General features: G+C 44.5%; 29 protein-coding genes and 1 pseudogene. 6 read left to right on the plus strand and 24 right to left on the minus strand.

From position 1 onward, the window contains the following. Position 1: 1 nt before the first annotated feature. From AC0YOA_RS14720 to AC0YOA_RS14780, 13 genes are all read right to left on the minus strand, one after another. Entirely contained in the window at positions 2-175 is a 174-nt protein-coding gene (locus AC0YOA_RS14720) for a hypothetical protein (RefSeq protein WP_475787215.1), read from the minus strand. Then, complete coding sequence (locus AC0YOA_RS14725) at positions 172-1773, minus strand: ATPase (protein ID WP_475787216.1); 1602 nt, start codon at positions 1771-1773, stop codon at positions 172-174. The genes AC0YOA_RS14720 and AC0YOA_RS14725 overlap by 4 nt, the downstream gene beginning before the upstream one ends. Beyond that, a complete protein-coding gene (locus AC0YOA_RS14730) occupies positions 1774-1965 on the minus strand; it encodes a hypothetical protein (protein ID WP_475787217.1) in 192 nt (63 codons plus the stop codon). Beyond that, a complete protein-coding gene (locus tag AC0YOA_RS14735) occupies positions 1958-2200 on the minus strand; it encodes a hypothetical protein (RefSeq protein ID WP_475787218.1) in 243 nt (80 codons plus the stop codon). The genes AC0YOA_RS14730 and AC0YOA_RS14735 overlap by 8 nt, the downstream gene beginning before the upstream one ends. Further along, on the minus strand, positions 2187-2387 hold the full coding sequence (locus AC0YOA_RS14740; RefSeq protein ID WP_475787219.1) for a hypothetical protein: 201 nt from the start codon (positions 2385-2387) through the stop codon (positions 2187-2189). The genes AC0YOA_RS14735 and AC0YOA_RS14740 overlap by 14 nt, the downstream gene beginning before the upstream one ends. Positions 2388-2396: 9 nt before the next feature. After that, a complete protein-coding gene (locus tag AC0YOA_RS14745) occupies positions 2397-2675 on the minus strand; it encodes a hypothetical protein (RefSeq protein WP_475787220.1) in 279 nt (92 codons plus the stop codon). Then, entirely contained in the window at positions 2668-2922 is a 255-nt protein-coding gene (locus AC0YOA_RS14750; protein ID WP_475787221.1) for an AbrB/MazE/SpoVT family DNA-binding domain-containing protein, read from the minus strand. The genes AC0YOA_RS14745 and AC0YOA_RS14750 overlap by 8 nt, the downstream gene beginning before the upstream one ends. A 26-nt stretch (positions 2923-2948) precedes the next feature. Further along, positions 2949-3113 (minus strand): hypothetical protein, encoded by a 165-nt coding sequence (locus AC0YOA_RS14755; RefSeq protein WP_475787222.1) that lies wholly within the window; start codon positions 3111-3113, stop codon positions 2949-2951. A gap of 57 nt (positions 3114-3170) precedes the next feature. Further along, entirely contained in the window at positions 3171-3296 is a 126-nt protein-coding gene (locus AC0YOA_RS14760) for a hypothetical protein (protein WP_475787223.1), read from the minus strand. Then, a complete protein-coding gene (locus tag AC0YOA_RS14765) occupies positions 3283-3450 on the minus strand; it encodes a hypothetical protein (protein WP_475787224.1) in 168 nt (55 codons plus the stop codon). Before AC0YOA_RS14765 ends, AC0YOA_RS14760 begins: the two co-directional genes overlap by 14 nt. A 22-nt stretch (positions 3451-3472) precedes the next feature. After that, positions 3473-3742, minus strand: coding sequence for a DUF7667 family protein (locus AC0YOA_RS14770; RefSeq protein WP_475787225.1), 270 nt, complete (start codon positions 3740-3742; stop codon positions 3473-3475). Positions 3743-3782: 40 nt separating this feature from the next. Further along, entirely contained in the window at positions 3783-4634 is an 852-nt protein-coding gene (locus AC0YOA_RS14775; protein WP_475787226.1) for a Rha family transcriptional regulator, read from the minus strand. Between the two features lie 166 nt (positions 4635-4800). After that, positions 4801-5010 (minus strand): hypothetical protein, encoded by a 210-nt coding sequence (locus AC0YOA_RS14780; protein ID WP_475787227.1) that lies wholly within the window; start codon positions 5008-5010, stop codon positions 4801-4803. A gap of 172 nt (positions 5011-5182) precedes the next feature. Here AC0YOA_RS14780 and AC0YOA_RS14785 point away from each other — a divergent pair, with 172 nt between their 5' ends. Together AC0YOA_RS14785 and AC0YOA_RS14790 are read left to right on the plus strand one after the other, a co-directional pair. After that, a complete protein-coding gene (locus AC0YOA_RS14785; RefSeq protein WP_475787228.1) occupies positions 5183-5560 on the plus strand; it encodes a helix-turn-helix domain-containing protein in 378 nt (125 codons plus the stop codon). Positions 5561-5731: 171 nt separating this feature from the next. Next, the gene (locus AC0YOA_RS14790) at positions 5732-5959 is read left to right on the plus strand and encodes a helix-turn-helix domain-containing protein (protein WP_475787229.1); all 228 of its coding nucleotides are present in this window, start codon (positions 5732-5734) and stop codon (positions 5957-5959) included. Between the two features lie 275 nt (positions 5960-6234). On the opposite strand, the gene AC0YOA_RS14795 is transcribed toward AC0YOA_RS14790, so the two are convergent. From AC0YOA_RS14795 to AC0YOA_RS14840, 10 genes are all read right to left on the minus strand, one after another. After that, on the minus strand, positions 6235-6624 hold the full coding sequence (locus AC0YOA_RS14795; protein WP_475787230.1) for a LytTR family transcriptional regulator DNA-binding domain-containing protein: 390 nt from the start codon (positions 6622-6624) through the stop codon (positions 6235-6237). 23 nt (positions 6625-6647) lie between these two features. Next, positions 6648-6770, minus strand: a complete 123-nt coding sequence (locus AC0YOA_RS14800) for an AgrD family cyclic lactone autoinducer peptide (protein ID WP_475787231.1) — start codon at positions 6768-6770, stop codon at positions 6648-6650. 5 nt (positions 6771-6775) lie between these two features. Next, positions 6776-7291, minus strand: a complete 516-nt coding sequence (locus tag AC0YOA_RS14805) for an accessory gene regulator ArgB-like protein (protein ID WP_475787232.1) — start codon at positions 7289-7291, stop codon at positions 6776-6778. Beyond that, a complete protein-coding gene (locus tag AC0YOA_RS14810) occupies positions 7288-7911 on the minus strand; it encodes a hypothetical protein (RefSeq protein ID WP_475787233.1) in 624 nt (207 codons plus the stop codon). The genes AC0YOA_RS14805 and AC0YOA_RS14810 overlap by 4 nt, the downstream gene beginning before the upstream one ends. 4 nt (positions 7912-7915) lie before the next feature. Continuing rightward, on the minus strand, positions 7916-8227 hold the full coding sequence (locus AC0YOA_RS14815) for a helix-turn-helix transcriptional regulator (protein ID WP_475787234.1): 312 nt from the start codon (positions 8225-8227) through the stop codon (positions 7916-7918). Between the two features lie 319 nt (positions 8228-8546). Next, positions 8547-8846 carry a spore coat protein gene (locus tag AC0YOA_RS14820; protein WP_475772868.1) on the minus strand — a complete coding sequence of 100 codons (300 nt, stop codon included), beginning with the start codon at positions 8844-8846 and terminating at the stop codon, positions 8547-8549. Next, complete coding sequence (locus AC0YOA_RS14825; RefSeq protein WP_475772867.1) at positions 8843-9049, minus strand: hypothetical protein; 207 nt, start codon at positions 9047-9049, stop codon at positions 8843-8845. The genes AC0YOA_RS14820 and AC0YOA_RS14825 overlap by 4 nt, the downstream gene beginning before the upstream one ends. A gap of 27 nt (positions 9050-9076) precedes the next feature. Continuing rightward, on the minus strand, positions 9077-10213 hold the full coding sequence (locus tag AC0YOA_RS14830; protein ID WP_475787235.1) for a zinc-dependent alcohol dehydrogenase: 1137 nt from the start codon (positions 10211-10213) through the stop codon (positions 9077-9079). Then, positions 10210-10590 carry a spore coat protein gene (locus AC0YOA_RS14835; RefSeq protein ID WP_475772884.1) on the minus strand — a complete coding sequence of 127 codons (381 nt, stop codon included), beginning with the start codon at positions 10588-10590 and terminating at the stop codon, positions 10210-10212. The genes AC0YOA_RS14830 and AC0YOA_RS14835 overlap by 4 nt, the downstream gene beginning before the upstream one ends. A gap of 39 nt (positions 10591-10629) precedes the next feature. Beyond that, positions 10630-10881, minus strand: a complete 252-nt coding sequence (locus AC0YOA_RS14840) for a spore gernimation protein GerQ (protein WP_475787236.1) — start codon at positions 10879-10881, stop codon at positions 10630-10632. Positions 10882-11123: 242 nt separating this feature from the next. Between AC0YOA_RS14840 and AC0YOA_RS14845 the strand changes: the two genes are divergently transcribed. The 4 genes and pseudogenes from AC0YOA_RS14845 to AC0YOA_RS14860 all read left to right on the plus strand — a co-directional run. Then, positions 11124-12536, plus strand: coding sequence for a spore germination protein (locus AC0YOA_RS14845; RefSeq protein ID WP_475787393.1), 1413 nt, complete (start codon positions 11124-11126; stop codon positions 12534-12536). Between the two features lie 5 nt (positions 12537-12541). Beyond that, complete coding sequence (locus AC0YOA_RS14850; protein ID WP_475787237.1) at positions 12542-13666, plus strand: GerAB/ArcD/ProY family transporter; 1125 nt, start codon at positions 12542-12544, stop codon at positions 13664-13666. Beyond that, positions 13663-14748 carry a Ger(x)C family spore germination protein gene (locus AC0YOA_RS14855; RefSeq protein WP_475787238.1) on the plus strand — a complete coding sequence of 362 codons (1086 nt, stop codon included), beginning with the start codon at positions 13663-13665 and terminating at the stop codon, positions 14746-14748. The genes AC0YOA_RS14850 and AC0YOA_RS14855 overlap by 4 nt, the downstream gene beginning before the upstream one ends. An 814-nt stretch (positions 14749-15562) precedes the next feature. Continuing rightward, positions 15563-15730 (plus strand): annotated as a pseudogene (locus tag AC0YOA_RS14860) (collagen-like protein); the annotation flags it as partial. Positions 15731-16249: 519 nt separating this feature from the next. On the opposite strand, the gene AC0YOA_RS14865 reads toward AC0YOA_RS14860, so the two are convergent. Beyond that, the gene (locus AC0YOA_RS14865; RefSeq protein WP_475787239.1) at positions 16250-17089 is read right to left on the minus strand and encodes an ATP-dependent DNA ligase; all 840 of its coding nucleotides are present in this window, start codon (positions 17087-17089) and stop codon (positions 16250-16252) included. Positions 17090-17254 lie beyond the last annotated feature (165 nt).

A 17254-nucleotide genomic window follows, 5' to 3' on the forward strand; every position in this document is an offset into this window, starting at 1 on the left:
GTTAATTGCCTCCTTTGAAATGGTCGGCGAAGAATTCGCCGCTTGTATCCAGATGATGGAATTGCCCTTTGCTGTCGATGACAACGATCATCTTCCCATAGGTCGTATCGACCGGATATGACTGACCTTCGATAAAATACGGCTTAAAGGTGATCTCGCAGGTTACTGATTTCATGCAGACAAAGCCTCCGTTTCAATAGTCAAATCCTTGTCAGGCACCGTGCGCCCTGTAATCACTTGATCATAGGCGCTGATAGGTCCGGTATATTCGCCGATGCCGTCGATAAATATCGGCGTGATCAGATCAGAATTCTTAAACAAAACCTCCGTCAGTTCCAATCCGGCTTCGATCTTCTCGCCGGTTGACAGAATAATGAAATCCTTGTTGTCCATTTGGATACTGAAATCAGGCTCATATTCGTCGTTTGTCTTCACGTATTTGAAGAGGCGGACAGAAAGCCTTGTGAAGAGCTTCTCAATCTGAGCGGCCTGAATCTCGGTTTCCTTAGCCTTGAAAGCTTTGATTGCGTCCAGGATGAATGTCGACTCCCGGAGGTTTTCGAGCGTTGCAGACTCGGTCGCTTTGGCCATCTCAATGTCAGTTAAAAGCAGAGCTCGGGCTTCGAAATTTCTGATTTCTTGCATTGCCGAATCGTAACGGTCTCCGATTTCCCGGACCTTGGCTCTTTGCTCCGTTATATTAATCCACTGAGCCGCATCAAGAGCAGCATTCGCTTCATTTCGCTGGTCTACCAATCCCTTGTGCTTAGCCTGATATGCCTTTTTGCGGCCTTCTTTATCGTCGGTGACCGCCTTCACCGCATCCTCCTGTAAAGGTTGTTTGCAGGTGCGACAAGTATCCTCAATGGGCTCATTCTTCAATTGGGGCCATGCTGCTTTTGATGCATCCACTTGATCTTGCAAACCTTTAAGGCGGGCTTCTAGCGCTGTGTAGTTCGCATTTACGGTTGATGCGTCGTAAACGACCTGATCCTCACGCTCGAGTTCGACTTTAATAAATGCGGCGTCGGCACGCTTGGCTTCGATATCAAATTCGGCAACTGGCAAACGTTCCAATTGCTCTTTCAACGTTTTAGTCCGACTCTGATCGCCGATGTATTGATCCTTGAGTTTCGACAACAAGCCGCCTTTATTTTTAACCCCTCCATGGACGGTCTTCAATTCGTCAATGGATTTCTTCTTAAGCAGTTCAGCGAGTTTTTCCGCCTGGGGATTCAATTTAATTTCCGCCGGCTTCTGATCAGCCGATGTTCGCGACATCTCAATTAAGACTGTTTTAATAATTGGAGCCGGGATAGCCTTCACAAGCAGCTCCCGCTGCCGATCCTTATGGAGACTAAAGAAGAATGCTGGGAAATACAGCGACATGAACTCCTCTTGGTCGAAGAGGCCGGCAACCACCGCCTTGAAATCAGTAGCCGATTTATCGACATCGTTGATGTAAAAGTTATTGTCCTTCCCGTCGATCTCCCGAGCAAATTTGTATTCCGACCCGTCGACAGAAAGCAAGATCGATGCATAAACACGGTCATACTCATAATTGGTGGGGCGCGGACTGTACTTGTCTTTGGTATAATCAGAGCCGAACAAATCTTTGCCCCAGAGGATCCATACCGGCGCGCTGCCGATGGATGTTTTACCTTGACCGTTACGTCCGGATAATTTGGTAATGTCACCATAGCGGACGACCTGACTACGCATCTCCGTGAAGTTGATGAGCTCGAGCTCGATAAAGCGAATTTGTTTAGGCATTCACACGCCCTCCCCTTCTTCTAATTCATCTCTGATCTCTTCCAGTTCAGATACAATATCCGGCAGGTCCGTTTCCACAAACCGGGCCAATGCATCCAGAATATCCCACGTGCTGTTAAATCGGTCACTCGTGTCATTGACCAGTTTGGACAGCCTTTCAATAACCCCGTCGAGTTTGTTTGGATCAACCACGGCCAGCCCTCCTCGTCCCGGCATATCTGGAGGTCTTGATGTTATGCCGGACGCGGATCGACTCAGGGTAAGCTTTATGAGCAGGGTTGGAACCGAGAACCGATACGCCGGGCTTGTAAGCCTCCCCTGATGATTTATCCCGTTTGAAACGACGATTAGCTTTCATTTGTGCGAACTGGCGAGCTGCTGCCGCCTGCTTGGCGCAGCGGAACGCTTGCTGTTTATCCTTGAACATTGATAATCCCCTCCGATTTGTACTTGTCGAGCAATTTGCCTGAGAAGCATGCGCCCTTCTCGGGACCGCCACGCTTGATCTTCCAGCCGCTGCTGCAGCTTTCATCCCCGTTGCCGCCCCGGTTACACTCCGAGCAAGTGACGAATATCATGCCTCGGGAATCGGGCTTACTGTGTTTGGGCTTCATTGGAGCACCCTACAAAGCCGCAAGCTCAGATTCGAGCAAAGCGATTTCTTCCGTGATCAATAGCACGAGAGCAGGTTTTATCATGTCGATCAAACGTTTGTGATTACGGGATGAGTCAGAATACCGAGAAGAAATCTCGAACAAATTATTGGTGTTTTGATCGGAAAATTGAATTGTGGCCGTGTTATCGACTCTTTCTAAATATTTGAGTAGTGAATCGATTTTTTCGACGATCTGCCGAGCTTTCTTCGCCCGCTCTTCGTAATGCTCAAGCGTGATTCTATCCAATCGCCCCACCCCCGATCAGGCCGGCACACTCGCCGCATATGAGCTTGCCCCTAAAGGATTGGAGCTGATCAACCGCCCCGCAGAACGTGCAGCCTGGCGCATACTTACTCAGAATAATGCGCTCACCGTCTACGAAGATTTCAAGCGGGTCTCCTTCTTTGATAGACAAGGTATTACGGAGCTCCTTTGGAACAACCACCCGGCCGAGATCATCTATCCTTCTTACAACCCCTGTAGATTTCAACATGTTCTTTCCCCTCCAAATTTGATTTGTTATTCCGCTGTGATCTTCACAGCGCCCATACTTACTGCCAGGCAGCTCCAGGAGCAGTAACGATCAAAACCCTTTCTCCATACCATATCGCCTGCATAAATGGGTTTCTCACAAGCGCTGTTCGCGCACTCGTCAACCGCCTCTTTCGGCTCGTTTTTCGGCATTTCGGACCTCCTTTCGCTGTTTTTGGCAAAAAAATAATAGGGTATTGCATTTTGGAGCTATTCCAAATCCCCTTCGCAGTCTTCACATAACCGCGGGTGCCCCGGCTCTTCGCCGTCGATATACTCGCCGCAGCACTCGCACAGGAGGCCCTCAAGAATCATTTCAGCGTTATCCCCGGCCATTTACTACGACCTCCGAACGGCGCTTCAACTGCCTGGCATAACGGTGGTATTGGCCGTTAGCGAATTGTGCGATGTTATACCGGCAATCAGCAATCATCCGCTCTTCCAGCTGGGAAAAATACATACAGACATTACGAAGCTTTTGGATATCCATATGGGGCTTCTCCTTTCAATTTTTAATATTCAGTGAAGGTAAACGTAGCCTCCAGCTTTTCAATTTGGTCGCATATCGAATGTTGCCATTCGGCGTCTAACGGGTTATAGGCAATGATAGATAGCTGCTTTAAGTGCTCCAGTTTGAGGACGATTGTTGCGCTCACATGCAGGCAATGCTCCAGATCCATTTGTTCCATGACCGTCAGTTTGTCGTAACCCACTTTGTTGGCCTTCAACGTAATTTCAGACATGCGACGATGGACTGGGTGAATGCCGATTGTGCGCATCATCCGAATCACTTCCTTCCCTGAATTTTGTAATTATCTATCGTTAAGGTGCAATATCGCTCATATTGGCCGCGCAGCTATCACAAATCCAGCGCCCGTTATCAAGTTCAAACGTGCCGACTTCTTCGCAGTACTTCATCAAGCATGTTCTCTTTTCAGCCGTCTCCCCTACTGCGGCAGCTTCTTTGAATTTGTTGGTGAAATAAATCTGCCCCTTGCCGGTGATCTTCGGTGTCCTCGTTACCTTGAACCCCTCTCTCGTGCTCAGCCGCTGCCCCAGCTTGATCTCCATGATCTGCAATTCCATGGAGCGCTGAGTCGGTGTGTTATACTCGCTGCCGCTCTTAATCAGGTAGCCGTTCTCTCTCAGCCACTTGAACAGCCTGACCTCGCCCATGTCGATCCCATTTTGCTTGAGCAGCTTAGCCAGATCAGAAACGAGAATCGAATCATCTGATATTTCAAGAGCTTCAGCGAACAGCACCTTCGGTCTGTCCAGCGCGATCCTCTGCTGCAAGGCTTCCTTCTCTTCTGCTAGGTTCGCAGCAAGTCGGAGCGCTTCGGGTAAGGATTGCGGGATAGCCGGTTGTTGAAGCTGCTGGCGCATCCGGTTGAATTCCCCGATGTACATTTCTTTGAAGCGAGCTGCCTCCTTGCCGGTATAGCCCATGACCAGGAACGAGAAGCCGTCTTGAGTGATGAGGTATTTCGGATAAGTACGATTTGCATCATCGGTATAATTGATCGGTGCAAAATTGCGTTGATTGAAATCCTCGCTGCAATCGAGGTTACGAATGTCTCTCATCACATCCGCATGTCTTTTCCCGAAAGTATTTGCCACCGTCAAGCTATCTGTTACCGCCTTGTCGTTTTCAATGAATACCAGTTGGTTCATGCTTAATCTCCTTTCTGAAATCTCATTCAGGAACTCTGTCGCATCTATTTGTTGATTCCCCATCTGCAGACAGTCCTTTCGAAGAATATATTTCCAAATTAGTGCATAGGTGTATTGCTTTTTATAAGACAAGGTCTTATAATAAATCTTGTCAGATTCTTAGTATCTAAGAATTTTTTCTTAAAAAAACAGTAGGATCAATCTCAAGGCCATCTTTACATATTGCTTCAAACTCATCTGCATACATATTTACATCCCCGGACATTAGCAGATAAAACCGTTTTTCTTTAATCCCGGAATTTCGAGCAACTGCTTTAAGGATAAGTCCTTTCTCGTTGATATAGGTACGGATACGCATGTAAATCAATTGCTCCAATAATGATCACCGCCTTCCTTGTTAAGTCCTGTGAAATCATGTTCCGATTTCGTAAATCAAATATAATTCTTAAAAACCCGGAAGTCAACAATTTTTTCTTAGTAAATCAGAATTAATTCTCAGATACATGGATTGTATGTTAATATGAATCTTTGAGGAGCGTGAATTTTAAATGGTTCCAATATACTCAAAAAGGCTTGCGGAAGCACGTAAAAGGGCAGGTTACTCACAAGTGCAAGTCAAAGCCCATACGGACATAAACAACAAAACTTTGAGCGGTTATGAAAAAGGAAATAGCGAGCCAGACTTTGATACACTCAAGAAGCTTTGTGATCTTTATGGTGTAACTACCGATTGGGTGTTAGGTCATACGAATAACCCTGATGTTGTTTTGGACGAGGGAAAAAGAAAAGCCGCTAACGCGGTTCAATTGAACGACGAAGCAGCTTTCATGGCTATGGAGTGGGTTATTGGTGACCGGGAATTGTCGGAAGCTGAGAAGAAGAAACTTTTTGACATGGCACGTCTGATTTTACGTGAGGATCGGTAATTAGATTTTTCAATAAATAATGCATATCTTCTGTTCTAGCAGATATCGCCTGTAAAAATGTTTCAGCGTCTATCTTATTTGTCATCACCGTCAGCCCCCGTTGTTTTGTATTAAAATTATATACGAACATGCGTTCCGAAAACAATCAAATTAATTTTAGGAGGGAACTCATTGGCACTGCGCTACGGCGAGTGCCTGTTGCGTTTACGCCGTAAAGAAGCGGATTTATCTCAGTTAGAAATATCGAATAAATTAAAGGGTCTGGGGTTGTCCGTTTCTCCTACGCTAATATCCCAGTATGAACAAGGTTTAAAGAAGATGAACCCTTTGGTAATGATGGGTTGTGCAATTCTACTGAACTGCCGAATGGAGGATCTTTACGAATTCCCCTCTGAATAAATCAAACGCAGCAGGCTGGAGCAAGTTGCTCCCCCGCTAGCCAATTACAACACCCCGGTATGTTATCTATCATTTGTCAACAAAAATTCAAATGTTTAAAACCCCCCTTGACAACTCCATTTTAATTAGAGTGAAAATGTTTGTAAATGATAACTCACAGGATGAATTTTCCTAAAACCATCTACAAATTTCGACATACTTTTCACATTTTATGTGATATAGAGACCATAAGTAACAAAAAAAGCTGCACCTGGAGGCGCAGCTCATGACTTTCGTTATGCAAAAACAACGGACGATCTGTTTGATAAATATTGAACTGTCTCCTTATAAATCGCACCTGAGAATGTACAACTTTTTGAATTTTTTGAAATAGGGAATTCAAAGTATGCTTTTTTAGTTGCTTGATTCAGGCAGACAATGTTATCAATATTAACTAAATTGTTTCTGTCAGTTATCTTGAAATCAAAGTTGCCGCTATTATTTAATATTATTTCATAATATTTTAATGTACCCATGGTATAAAACATTTCCTTGAGTGTATGGACAATGAGTCTGTTGATTATTCCGTCATGCTCGATGTAGATAATATCCCTGATATATATTAGCTGCAGCCCTTTTTTTCCGTCAATATCGAGCGAGACAGAGAGTTGATCGCATTGCTGCATAATAACCATCCCCTGATTTCTGATTACTTAAGGAGCTCTACAGGCGTCTGTTTTTGATGAATAAACGCCCAACTTGCTGTGGTTACGACAACAACAGCCATAGAGACGAGAGCCGTCGCCAGAAAAGAATACGCGCTTTTTTTCAATCATTTCACCTCCTTGTCCGAATTAACGTTAATGCTTGTGCAAGGAATGCAGATGCAAGCACAGAGTATCCAATAAATCCGCTGGTAAGGATTAGCAACACAGAACCTATTCTGAGGTAACCATAATATTTCTTTGGGATCCTCGTCTGTTGATCGATCCTTGACGGGGCATAGATGAGTGCTAGTACAAGAGCTGCCGCGTTCATGGTGAGGGTGATCGTTTGCCCGAAATCTGCGAAAGAAAGAACTACAACACCGGAGGTTGAAACCAAGATGCAGATGGCCTCTGACTTCAAATGATATCCTCCTGAAATTTGACGCAGAACAGCGAATCCAAAGAGAGCTACTGCTGTCTCTACGAACCTGCCGGTAAACAGAGAGATCAGGAAAGAAAGAGCAGCGATGAACGTGGTATTTAAAATCATGGAGAGTGAATATTGAAGAACAGCAATACTTGCTGGATGATCAGGAACCTCAGCCTTAATGCGGACGGCAATTTTGTTCGAGAGAGCGTCTATCAATTATTTGCAGCCTCCTTGCGGAAGGAATAATATAAGAACACTATTAGAGCCAACAAAAAGCCAATTAGACTAGCAAATACATTCATGAAATACATCATTAGGCCAAGTAACACAATAAATATGATGATTAATGCAATGACCAGCATGTGTTCCCATTGAAAACGAAGACGCTCAAAATCCTTTGTAAATCCATATCCTGCCCTATATATTGCCCATCCAATAAACATAACTATAGCCCCGGTCAAAAATTGTATTATACGACCTTTTACGGGATCAGCATCAATCTGATTCATCGAATATAGAACTTCAATCAAACTGGCCTGTACAACTATAAATCCGGCAAAACCAGTTGCCGTCATAATAAAAGCACCAATTAAAGGAATCCTGACAATCGTCTTAAGGAATAAGATTGTAATCAAAAGATTCATAACAGGTGCCAGAAATGACATTGAGGCAATCTCTTCCCGGGTCAGATAATTCTGGAGATTAATTAGTTCAATAATTATAAGGGAATGGCCTATATACCTGGTAAAATTGAATCTGAATACGTATAATGCCAATGCATATATTGAAATACCTTCGATAGTGGAAAATACCATAAAAAACAAGAAATCGCTCATGACCTCAACCGTCCCTCGAATTTGATTGCCGTCGCCAATCCTCAACTTTACTTTTGTATTCTTCGATCTCAGAAACTAACCAAAATGGTCGATTGCCTATATACGTTGCTGGTTCTGGGAAGAACTTGGTTTTACGAGTATGAGTCATATTTTTAGGGCTGATTCCTAACTCTTCAGCAACCTCTTTATTACCAAGTAATGGGGGAACAGGTCTATCATGCAGGAACATTTCAAAATCGGCAATCATTTTATGTATCTTTTCCCCTACCTCTCCCCCTACCTCATCCGCCATCAGTCTATATTTTTCAAGATTCACAAGCACGATCACCTCCTGTTAACTTCTTAAATATAAGACATTGTCTTATATTTTTCAAGAGGGTGACTTATATTTATTTTATGAAAACAAAAAACTCCTGCCTGCTATATGCAAGAAGGAGCTTGTCAAACGACAAAGTCAACAAATTCTGGTGATCTCAATAAACCCGCCTTGAACCAGTTTCTTGTCCGGATCCGAACCTTTATTGCAGGCTGAACATAGACGTAGTGTTGTTCGATGAAAACCAAACGTCATGGAATCGGAGACAATCGCTTCGTTTTCCACTTACTGAATAGAAATTTTGATAAGGGTTTTCACACTACAGCACAGGTGCATCCAAGGCTGTCTGAATATTCTGCAGGTCAAACCGCATTTGCTCCTGCACGTTCCACGGATGGTACCACTCACGCTCCAGCATGTAGGTCAAGATTCGCTCATGGATATCAATGGCTTCCTCCAATTGCTTCGTGAGTATCGCCTTGATTTCCGGTGTTCCGGCTTCCGTTACCGCCATTGCGTAGTTCCTCACTCCGCTTTTCGCATTGATCAAAAAGTCCATCGCAATGACCTGGTCGGTCAGGGTGTTCATACCGGTTAAATGCTCCAGAAGTGTGTTCATACCTTCACCTCCTGATCGGCAGCTTGCGTGAGAATCGCCCCTAGCTCCTGCAGCTGGCGGGTCGAGATCTCAACATCCTGCTGTAAAATATCCTTCAAAGCCGCATCCGAAATTAATCCTTGCATCGTCTTGGCCTTGGTCAAGCATATGGTTTTGAACGCGGCCATTTCGTGAACCTCGAGCGTTTCATGCAGGGCATACATCGTTAGAATTCCTCCTAATTCGTAAAATTACGGCTTGAGCAATACTTTGATGCAATTGTCTTGTCTCGTGTCAAAAATGTCATAGCCTCGTTTGGCATCGCTTAACGGGATGACATGCGTCACAACGTCGCCTGGATCTATCTTGCCTTTATCGATCAGTTCATACATATAAGACATATAGTGAATGACAGGCGCTTGTCCTGTACGAATATTGACGTTCCGCTGGAAAATGTCACCCAACGGGAAAGCATTGTATCGCCCCCCATACACGCCTGTTACCTGAATCGTGCCGCCTTTGCGTACGGCCTGCGAGGCAATAACAAAACCGCCCATCGCCCCGCCTTGCAATTTAAGGCCGGCTGCCAGGGATTCAAGCGGAGACATCTTGCCGCTCATTCCCGAGCAGTCGATCACGATATCCGCACCTCCCTTGGTCATTTCCTTTAGGTGGTTGCCGATATTCTCCTCCGACTCTGCGTTGACGATCTCTACCTTGTTCGTCCGTTTGGCGTGCTGCAGACGATAATCGAGGTAATCCACCGCTATTACACGCTTTGCCCCTTTGAACCAGGCAAACTTCTGCGTCAATAGACCAACCGGCCCACAGCCGATGACAATGACCGTGTCCCCTTCCTTAACACCGGCGTTATCGACGCTCCAGAACGCCGTTGTCATTGCATCCGCGATGAGACACAGCTTCTCGTCGGGATGCTCGCAGTTTTCCGGAATTTTGAAATGCGTAAAGTTCGCAAAGGGCACACGCAGATACTCGGCTTGTCCGCCCGGATAGCCGCCGGTTGTGCCGGAATATCCGAAATACCCTCCCATATCCCCATGCTCATTCGACTGGTCACACTGGCTTTCCAAATGATTTTTGCAATAAAAGCATTCCCCGCAGGCGATGTTGAACGGGACGATCACTCGGTCGCCTTTTTTCAAATTGGTCACACCGGGACCGACCTCTTCAACGATACCCATCGGCTCGTGTCCAATGACATAATCCTCTTCCAGATTCGGAATCATTCCATGAATCAGGTGCAAATCGGAACCGCATATGGCTGTGGTCGTCAGTCTGATAATCGCGTCATCCGCCTTCTGAATCTTCGGATCTGGGACTTCCTTCACGACAACATTCTTGATGCCTTGGTACGTAACTGCCTTCATGCCTTATTTCCTCCTATGTGCTCGTCCGGCGTGCGATCGAACATGCCTTTGCGTGTTGTATCATCAGGGAACAGCTTCAGCTTGCTGATTTCCACCGTATTATTAGCTGACAGCTGATCCAATTGGTATTGCTTCTGGAGCTCATAGGGGTGAAACCATTTCTTGCGAACCATCAGGTCCGTAATTTCCTGATGAAGCGCAATGCCTTGATGAAGCTGAGTGCGCAAAAGTGCCCTGACATCGGGTGAAACAGCCTCGGTCAATGCTGTGGCGGTGTTTCGAACCCCCTCTTTGGCGCGGATAAGGAAGTCCATGGCAAATGTCATATCAGCCATTTCGGGCATATTCAGCGAGTTAGCGGGATCAACATAATCCATCTTAATCGGGTCTGCCTGATTCAATGTCATATTGTCACCTCAATTCAAAATGGGGGTTGGTCGGAATTCCGGGACAGGGGCATGGAAGGGGGCTTTGGTATACACAGCTTGCAGATCAGCAATGGCTTGCATGCTCTGCTGTACATCCTTCTGCATCAAATCTTTCAACTCCTGGTCGAACACCAGACCCTGCATTAATTTGGACTTTGCCAGACAGAGAGTTTTGAAATTGAGTGCCTCATGAATCTCAAGTGATTCATGGGCGGCTAACGTTTCCTGCTGGTTGATCATTTACCCACCTTCTTCTAAAATATTTGAACAGAGATATCATTTCCACCGGAATTTGAACCTATTCAACGCATAACACTTATTAACGATTCCTATTTATGATGATGCTTACTCTGACAAGATAAATTACAATCGATTATTTCGAAAACAGACGAGCGGAGGATAAACAAACCAGGCTTGTAGCATATTAAAAATGACAATTAATATGGCTAAGGTGGTGAATTTCCTTGTTTGATGCCAGCTCCATGTTAACCATGGACAATCTCAAGGCGCTTCTTGAAGGCATGAGCGATGCCCAATTTGACGAGCATGAGTTCAACAAAAACCGGAAGACGACCCTGGTTTATATTAAGACGTTAATCGATACTGAGCGATTAAACGAAGCCATCGTTGAACCCTTAAATATCAATCCACATGAGACGCTAGAAGAAGGACCTGCTGTATCAAAAATGATTATTACCTCCTTGCAGGAGGCAGAGGACAAGCTTGTTACCGGATATGTTCTTATCGTCAATATGCCTGAGAATCAGTGGCTGGCAGTGCAGTTGGAGAACCCGCTTAGCCGCGCCATAGAACAATCCGTCACGGAAACGATTATTTATGGAGCTAAGGATAGTTTTGACGAGCAATTGGAACACAATATCACACTGATCCGAAGGCGTCTGCCTCTTGCCGCACTCAAAACGGAGAAATTTATCGTCGGTTCGTTAACTAAAACAGAAGTTGTCCTTATGTATATCAAAGGGCTGACTAATCCCGAGTTTATCTCCATAGCCAGAGAAAAAATTAAAGCGATCGATTATGACATGTTTCTTGATTCATCACAGATCGCCGCTTTTATAGAAGACCATAAATATACTGTATTTCCTCAATTTCTGGAAACAGACCGCCCGGATCAGTGTGTTTATTCCCTGGGGCTCGGCAAGCTCGTTATTCTGGTAGGCAATACACCTTACGCATTAATTGCTCCGATCACCTTCTTCCACCTCTTTCAATCGCCGGAGGATTATTTTCTTCGCTGGAACGTTGCCAGTTTTTTTCGTGTTATCCGATATCTCAGTTTCTTCCTGTCGATATTCTTAATTCCTTTTTATGTGGCGGTATCCACCTATCACTACGAAATGATTCCGCTGCAAATTCTTTATGTATTGATGGAATCCCGCAGTAAATTGCCATTTACTCCTTTCTGGGAAGCGTTTATGATGCTAATCACGCTGGAAATCATTAAGGAAGCCAGTTTGAGAATGCCGACCAAATCGGGGCAAATCCTGGGAGTAATTGGCGGTATCGTTATTGGTCAAGCTGCAGTGGTAGCGGGTTTTGTCAGTAAAGTCCTCATCGTTCTGGTCGGTATTTCAGCTATCGCTTCTTACTTGGTGCCCAACTACCTGATGACCAAGTCCAGCACTTTGATTCAATTTCTATTTCTTGTGTTGGCTTCTTCCATGGGAATATACGGCTTGATACTTGGCTTTGCCTGTCTGCTGGCTCATTTGAATGGACTTTCCTCCTTGAAAGAGCCTTTTTTTGCTCCTGTTTCCCCTTTTTACGGAAAAGAGTGGGCGGATCTGTTTGTTCGGGCGCCACTGAGCTGGATGAAGGACCGGCCAGCATCGCTGCACCCTTTACAGAAATGGCGAACAAGCCGAAAGAGGTGACTTTCATGAATCCTGTCGCATTATTCGAGAAAAAGCATACCTACGGCGGCGTCTATGCCTTTTTGCTGATCAACCGCATTCAAATTCTATATTATCCTTTAATCATGCCTACCTATTTGGTCCACCCTTATATGATATGGGGGATAATTGGAGTTGGCCTTATTTCGCAGTTTAATTTAGTCCTGTTATCAAAATGGTTTTCTTCAGGGCATTCCGGTTCCGGTTATGAAGGGCTGGTCAATTTTTTTGGAATGGGCAGGCTTCGGCTGTTTACTGTAATTGGCCTGTTCCTGCTTGTTATTAAGCTGTCGGTCATCACCCTCGGTTATGTTGAAATTTTGGATAAATTTATTTTTCCCTCCATGAATGCTGTTTGGTTGACTTTATCCCTGCTTTTGGTTGGCTTCTACATTGCCTCATATGGTCTGGGTAAAACAATCCGGTTTATTGTTGTCGTTTTCTTATGCTCAGTCTGGGTCATTATGGTTTACATCCCTTTCCTTTTGCCACCTTTTGCACATCTTTATGATATATATCCTTTGTTTCCCGTTGACGGTATAGATTCTCCATGGAAAACCCTGTTGTTTATATGGGCTGCCTTTTCCGGTCCGGAGTATCTGGTTTGCCTTTCCCCATGGCTGAAGCCGAAATCCAGGATGATCAAATCGTTCAGCTTGGCGAATACCCTCACCATTATTGAATATTTAATCCTGTTTATCAGTTCATTATTTTATTTCGGCTCGGCCCATCTTGATAAAGTCAGTTATCCCATCCTGAACATGATTCGTTATCTTCAATATCCCGTGCTTGAACGAATAGATATGCTATTTATTACCCTTCACATGTTCAACTTTTTGTTTTTTATCTCTCTGTTCTTGCTATTGATTTATGGAGCAGGAAGGATTTCTTTGGGAATCCATCTCAAGCCAACCAGCCGTATTGGGTTCATCTTGTGCTCCTTGGCTTTATATGCATGGATGATTGTGGCATACAAATGGATTTGGCGTACGGAATCTTCATTGAATATCATGGTAGTCGTCGAAATTTGTTCCAGCGCCTTCAGCTATTTGATTGTTCCCTCCTTACTCTTCATTGCCATAAAACTAAAAAAAGGACGCTTACCTTCATGAGAATCACCAAACGGACATACCTATGGATCTTGCTTGGCGGCTGCATATGGATTAGCGGCTGCTCCCCCTTTGTCGATAAGAATACGGTTGAAGAAATCTCTCCGACTATTTTATGGTCCATTGACGAGGGAAACGGGAAAAAGCTCAAAATCAGCACAGTGGTGCCGCCTTTACTTAATGAGAAGAAAAAACTGTTATCCATCCAGGTGGATCTGTTGAAGCAAGGCGAAAAGAATTTCAATTTAAACTTTTACCGGGAATTAAAGCTTGGACAGCTCCGGATGCTGTTTCTGAACGAGAATTATATAAGGCATAACGGAACCAAGGCGCTCCAAACCTTTCTCATCGATCCCGATATTTCCCCGCGAATCTTCCCTGTCATAGTACGGGGAAGATTTGATGAATATTTGAATGATCAATTGGCCGAACAGGATAATTTGGAATATTTTCTTTATCGCATGTTCAAGCACTATGAGACACATCATCAGGGAGAGATGACCATTGTCAATCTGCATAATTATCTGAAACGTCGCTATTCCCCCTCGCCGTATCCGGTTCTCCCGGTCTTCAAGGCGAATTCTTCAAATTTCACCTACGATGGGACGGCATTGTTACATGGCGATACGCTCATGGGAACAATCCAAAATGAAGAGGATGAAATCTTCCAGCTTATCGATAACGATCATTACCTCAAGCAGTTTCCTATGCCGAAGCTCTTCTTGAGTCTTGGAAATATCCGGGCTGAAACCAGTATGAAAATTAGCCGCGATTACTCGGCTCTCTCCCTGCAAGTCAAGCTTGAGGCCAAGCTTGAAGAGTATCAAAAGGAGAACAATCTGTTCGAACACGATGGATTAAGTGATCTGGAGGTTGAGATTGAATCCTATTTAAATAAAAATACCTTGAACCTTCTAAACAAAATGCAGCGGTGGAAAGTAGATCCCTTACAGGTAGGTACACATACGATTACCCCATTCAAAAAAGCGATGACCAGTGGACGATGGGAAGACTACTGGGAGCATATGAAGATTAATGTGGATTATCAAGTTGTCATCCGCCCTTTGACCAGTGTAAGCAAATAAGACTTTTCCAGAGTCTGTCGGTCGACGATTTCGCCGCAGGTCCGTTGGCGACGGTGCCAGTTATGGCGCTGGCTCGATCCGACTCAATAAGGACCGCCACATTCGCTAATTCTGCGAGCAGCGGCAGTCGCTTTAGCAGCGTTTTCTCAAACGCAAGGATAAAACAACGCTCTAACGGGAATGAACAATCCAACAATTTCAAAATTTGTATCAGGCCAAGCAAAAATTCAGCTCAGCAGCTTTGAGCTGTTGAATGGGCAGGTGCTCATTGCGTCTGTCACAAACTCGTTATCCGCCAAATATGATAGCGATCTATCGGAGCTTGCCGCGCAATTTGCGGTTGAAATTTTTCACATAGCATATATTAAATGGATTAAAAGCGCAGAGAAAGGCCTGCGGAGCAGCTGCTCACTGTTTATGAGTTGTATGAGAACTCGTTTTGTTGCGTGGATTGAAACACCAAAAATTTAGCCGTCACTTATGGTAGGGTTCACCGTATCATCTATAAGTCGAAGTTTAAGGGCCACCTGCTTGGGTGCCCCTTCTTAGACTTCTTCTCGGTTATACCTCTCAAGCAATGTCTGTGCCCTAGTTTGACTAAGCTGATAAGGCGGGAGTTCCAATATTTTAAAAGTTCCGGAAACCCTTGTCACCGTGTAGGTAAATTTATCGATGATCAAGTCGAACTCCCTTATCTGGAACAAGGTTTCATCTCCCTGCTTGAAATTAATCAAGAACTTATATTCGTCCTTGCTTCCTTCGCTTCGCTCTGATCTAGAATTTGGTTAAGCGAGATTTTAGGAATCAGTTTTAGGGTGCCGGCACTCAGCAAAGCAATGGGCAGATTATAATCGCTCTAGCGGCTGGCGATTTTCTTACACTGCGAAATCATAGTTCAGCTGCCGCGGTAGGCTTACAGACTTTGGCCGGTGGCACACAAACAAACGTAAACGCTTCTGTTGTTATCAAAAAATCAAGTTAGGTTTAATGAAATGTGAGCCATCTTGTTTGCATTTTAGATCGAACGATTAAACATATATACAGTAGTCCGGCCCATCCGAAACATGGATTGTGGTGCACTTCGGTAAGCAACTCGGCGAAAAGAAAAAAACTGCATTGTCGCATTCAATGCGAACGTCATACTACGGGTAGCACATAAGAAAAGCCACTCTCATATAAGCGACCAGTTTTTATAATCCGTAATTAATTCATCTTCGCAGTACGGGCAAAAGTTTAATTGAAATGATTCTTTTAAGAAAGGAAACTTTATCCTCCAATGCAATTCCTCCGTAATAGTCATTGCTTGGTAAATCTTAATATTATTCCCTTGCAGTGAATTGCATTCATGGACTTTCATGACTTCTATCCCATTCTTCTAATTCCTACCCCTATTATACATATTAAGTTACACAGGTGTGTTAGACCCACCACATTTAGCATCGGATAAACCGCGCACGTAACGCTACGCTCGTGTAATAAAAGCATAGGCAAGGAGGGGATATCAAACAACAAAATCAACAAATTCTGGTGATCTCAATAGTCCGGCTTTAGTCCAATTTCTTGTACGAACTCTGGCCTTGATAACAGGTTGGACATAGACATAATTTTTATCCTCACCAGTAGCTATCGTTCTTGCGACATTATAAAATACCTTACGATAATCAGCCGGCACCGCAAGCTCGATTACTCCCGCATACCTGCCCTCATATTGCACCATCCAACCGAAATCGTCTTTGCGGTACCCGGCGATTTGGACTTCGGCATATGTGTAATTGATGATCTTTAGCCACTCGGGAGAGCGCCTGCTGACGTATCTGCTATCTTTACGCTTGGCAACGATGCCCTCCATGGATCGTGACTTAATCACGTCATACAAAGCCGTTCCAACGCCGTCAACACTAAGTACATGACTGAAATACGGGCTGTCGACCATTATGTCATTAAGCATTGCCTTGCGCTCAATCAGCGGGCGACTACGTACATCCTCCCCATTGATCTGCAGCACATCAAATACATAGAAATGTACCGGAGACCTGGCAGCAGCCTGCAGAGGACTTTTGGCTTTAAAACGCCCCATGACAGCCTCGAAATCAACAGCTCCTGTTCTTGCATCCACACATGCAACTTCGCCGTCGAGTATAACATCCGCAATGCCGACAGGAACATTATGTAGCTCCGGGTATTGGTTTGTTACTTCGGTATTGTGACGTGTGTATAATCTAACCTCACCATTCACCTTAGAAAGAATCAGCCTATGGCCATCTATTTTGGGCTCGTAAATAAATCGGGGATCATCAAAAGGCTGTTCACGTTTTTGGAGAAGCATTGGGGGAATAAACATTCGCACCACCTCATAGGACTATTTTATCATTTGGTCCTCAAGGTATGATCAGAGAAATAGTGGAAGATCCCGCTAGAGCTAAATCAGCGGATTGATTTGAATTATGTATTTTCTTTCTTTATGCACTTTTGTTTTGGGCAATATTGTCGATATCCGTCCCAACTT

The organism is Paenibacillus sp. JT22N12, from assembly GCF_056269365.1.

What these genes read in the sequence shown, in the direction of transcription:
- AC0YOA_RS14720 (WP_475787215.1), bottom strand. Translation starts at nt 175, where the DNA reads ATGAAATCAGTAACCTGCGAGATCACCTTTAAGCCGTATTTTATCGAA.
- AC0YOA_RS14725 (WP_475787216.1), bottom strand. Translation starts at nt 1,773, where the DNA reads ATGCCTAAACAAATTCGCTTTATCGAGCTCGAGCTCATCAACTTCACG.
- AC0YOA_RS14735 (WP_475787218.1), bottom strand. Translation starts at nt 2,200, where the DNA reads ATGTTCAAGGATAAACAGCAAGCGTTCCGCTGCGCCAAGCAGGCGGCA.
- AC0YOA_RS14740 (WP_475787219.1), bottom strand. Translation starts at nt 2,387, where the DNA reads ATGAAGCCCAAACACAGTAAGCCCGATTCCCGAGGCATGATATTCGTC.
- AC0YOA_RS14750 (WP_475787221.1), bottom strand. Translation starts at nt 2,922, where the DNA reads ATGTTGAAATCTACAGGGGTTGTAAGAAGGATAGATGATCTCGGCCGG.
- AC0YOA_RS14755 (WP_475787222.1), bottom strand. Translation starts at nt 3,113, where the DNA reads ATGCCGAAAAACGAGCCGAAAGAGGCGGTTGACGAGTGCGCGAACAGC.
- AC0YOA_RS14760 (WP_475787223.1), bottom strand. Translation starts at nt 3,296, where the DNA reads ATGGCCGGGGATAACGCTGAAATGATTCTTGAGGGCCTCCTGTGCGAG.
- AC0YOA_RS14765 (WP_475787224.1), bottom strand. Translation starts at nt 3,450, where the DNA reads ATGGATATCCAAAAGCTTCGTAATGTCTGTATGTATTTTTCCCAGCTG.
- AC0YOA_RS14770 (WP_475787225.1), bottom strand. Translation starts at nt 3,742, where the DNA reads ATGATGCGCACAATCGGCATTCACCCAGTCCATCGTCGCATGTCTGAA.
- AC0YOA_RS14775 (WP_475787226.1), bottom strand. Translation starts at nt 4,634, where the DNA reads ATGAACCAACTGGTATTCATTGAAAACGACAAGGCGGTAACAGATAGC.
- AC0YOA_RS14785 (WP_475787228.1), top strand. Translation starts at nt 5,183, where the DNA reads ATGGTTCCAATATACTCAAAAAGGCTTGCGGAAGCACGTAAAAGGGCA.
- AC0YOA_RS14795 (WP_475787230.1), bottom strand. Translation starts at nt 6,624, where the DNA reads ATGCAGCAATGCGATCAACTCTCTGTCTCGCTCGATATTGACGGAAAA.
- AC0YOA_RS14810 (WP_475787233.1), bottom strand. Translation starts at nt 7,911, where the DNA reads ATGAGCGATTTCTTGTTTTTTATGGTATTTTCCACTATCGAAGGTATT.
- AC0YOA_RS14820 (WP_475772868.1), bottom strand. Translation starts at nt 8,846, where the DNA reads ATGAACACACTTCTGGAGCATTTAACCGGTATGAACACCCTGACCGAC.
- AC0YOA_RS14825 (WP_475772867.1), bottom strand. Translation starts at nt 9,049, where the DNA reads ATGTATGCCCTGCATGAAACGCTCGAGGTTCACGAAATGGCCGCGTTC.
- AC0YOA_RS14830 (WP_475787235.1), bottom strand. Translation starts at nt 10,213, where the DNA reads ATGAAGGCAGTTACGTACCAAGGCATCAAGAATGTTGTCGTGAAGGAA.
- AC0YOA_RS14835 (WP_475772884.1), bottom strand. Translation starts at nt 10,590, where the DNA reads ATGGATTATGTTGATCCCGCTAACTCGCTGAATATGCCCGAAATGGCT.
- AC0YOA_RS14840 (WP_475787236.1), bottom strand. Translation starts at nt 10,881, where the DNA reads ATGATCAACCAGCAGGAAACGTTAGCCGCCCATGAATCACTTGAGATT.
- AC0YOA_RS14845 (WP_475787393.1), top strand. Translation starts at nt 11,124, where the DNA reads ATGTTAACCATGGACAATCTCAAGGCGCTTCTTGAAGGCATGAGCGAT.
- AC0YOA_RS14850 (WP_475787237.1), top strand. Translation starts at nt 12,542, where the DNA reads ATGAATCCTGTCGCATTATTCGAGAAAAAGCATACCTACGGCGGCGTC.
- AC0YOA_RS14855 (WP_475787238.1), top strand. Translation starts at nt 13,663, where the DNA reads ATGAGAATCACCAAACGGACATACCTATGGATCTTGCTTGGCGGCTGC.
- AC0YOA_RS14865 (WP_475787239.1), bottom strand. Translation starts at nt 17,089, where the DNA reads ATGTTTATTCCCCCAATGCTTCTCCAAAAACGTGAACAGCCTTTTGAT.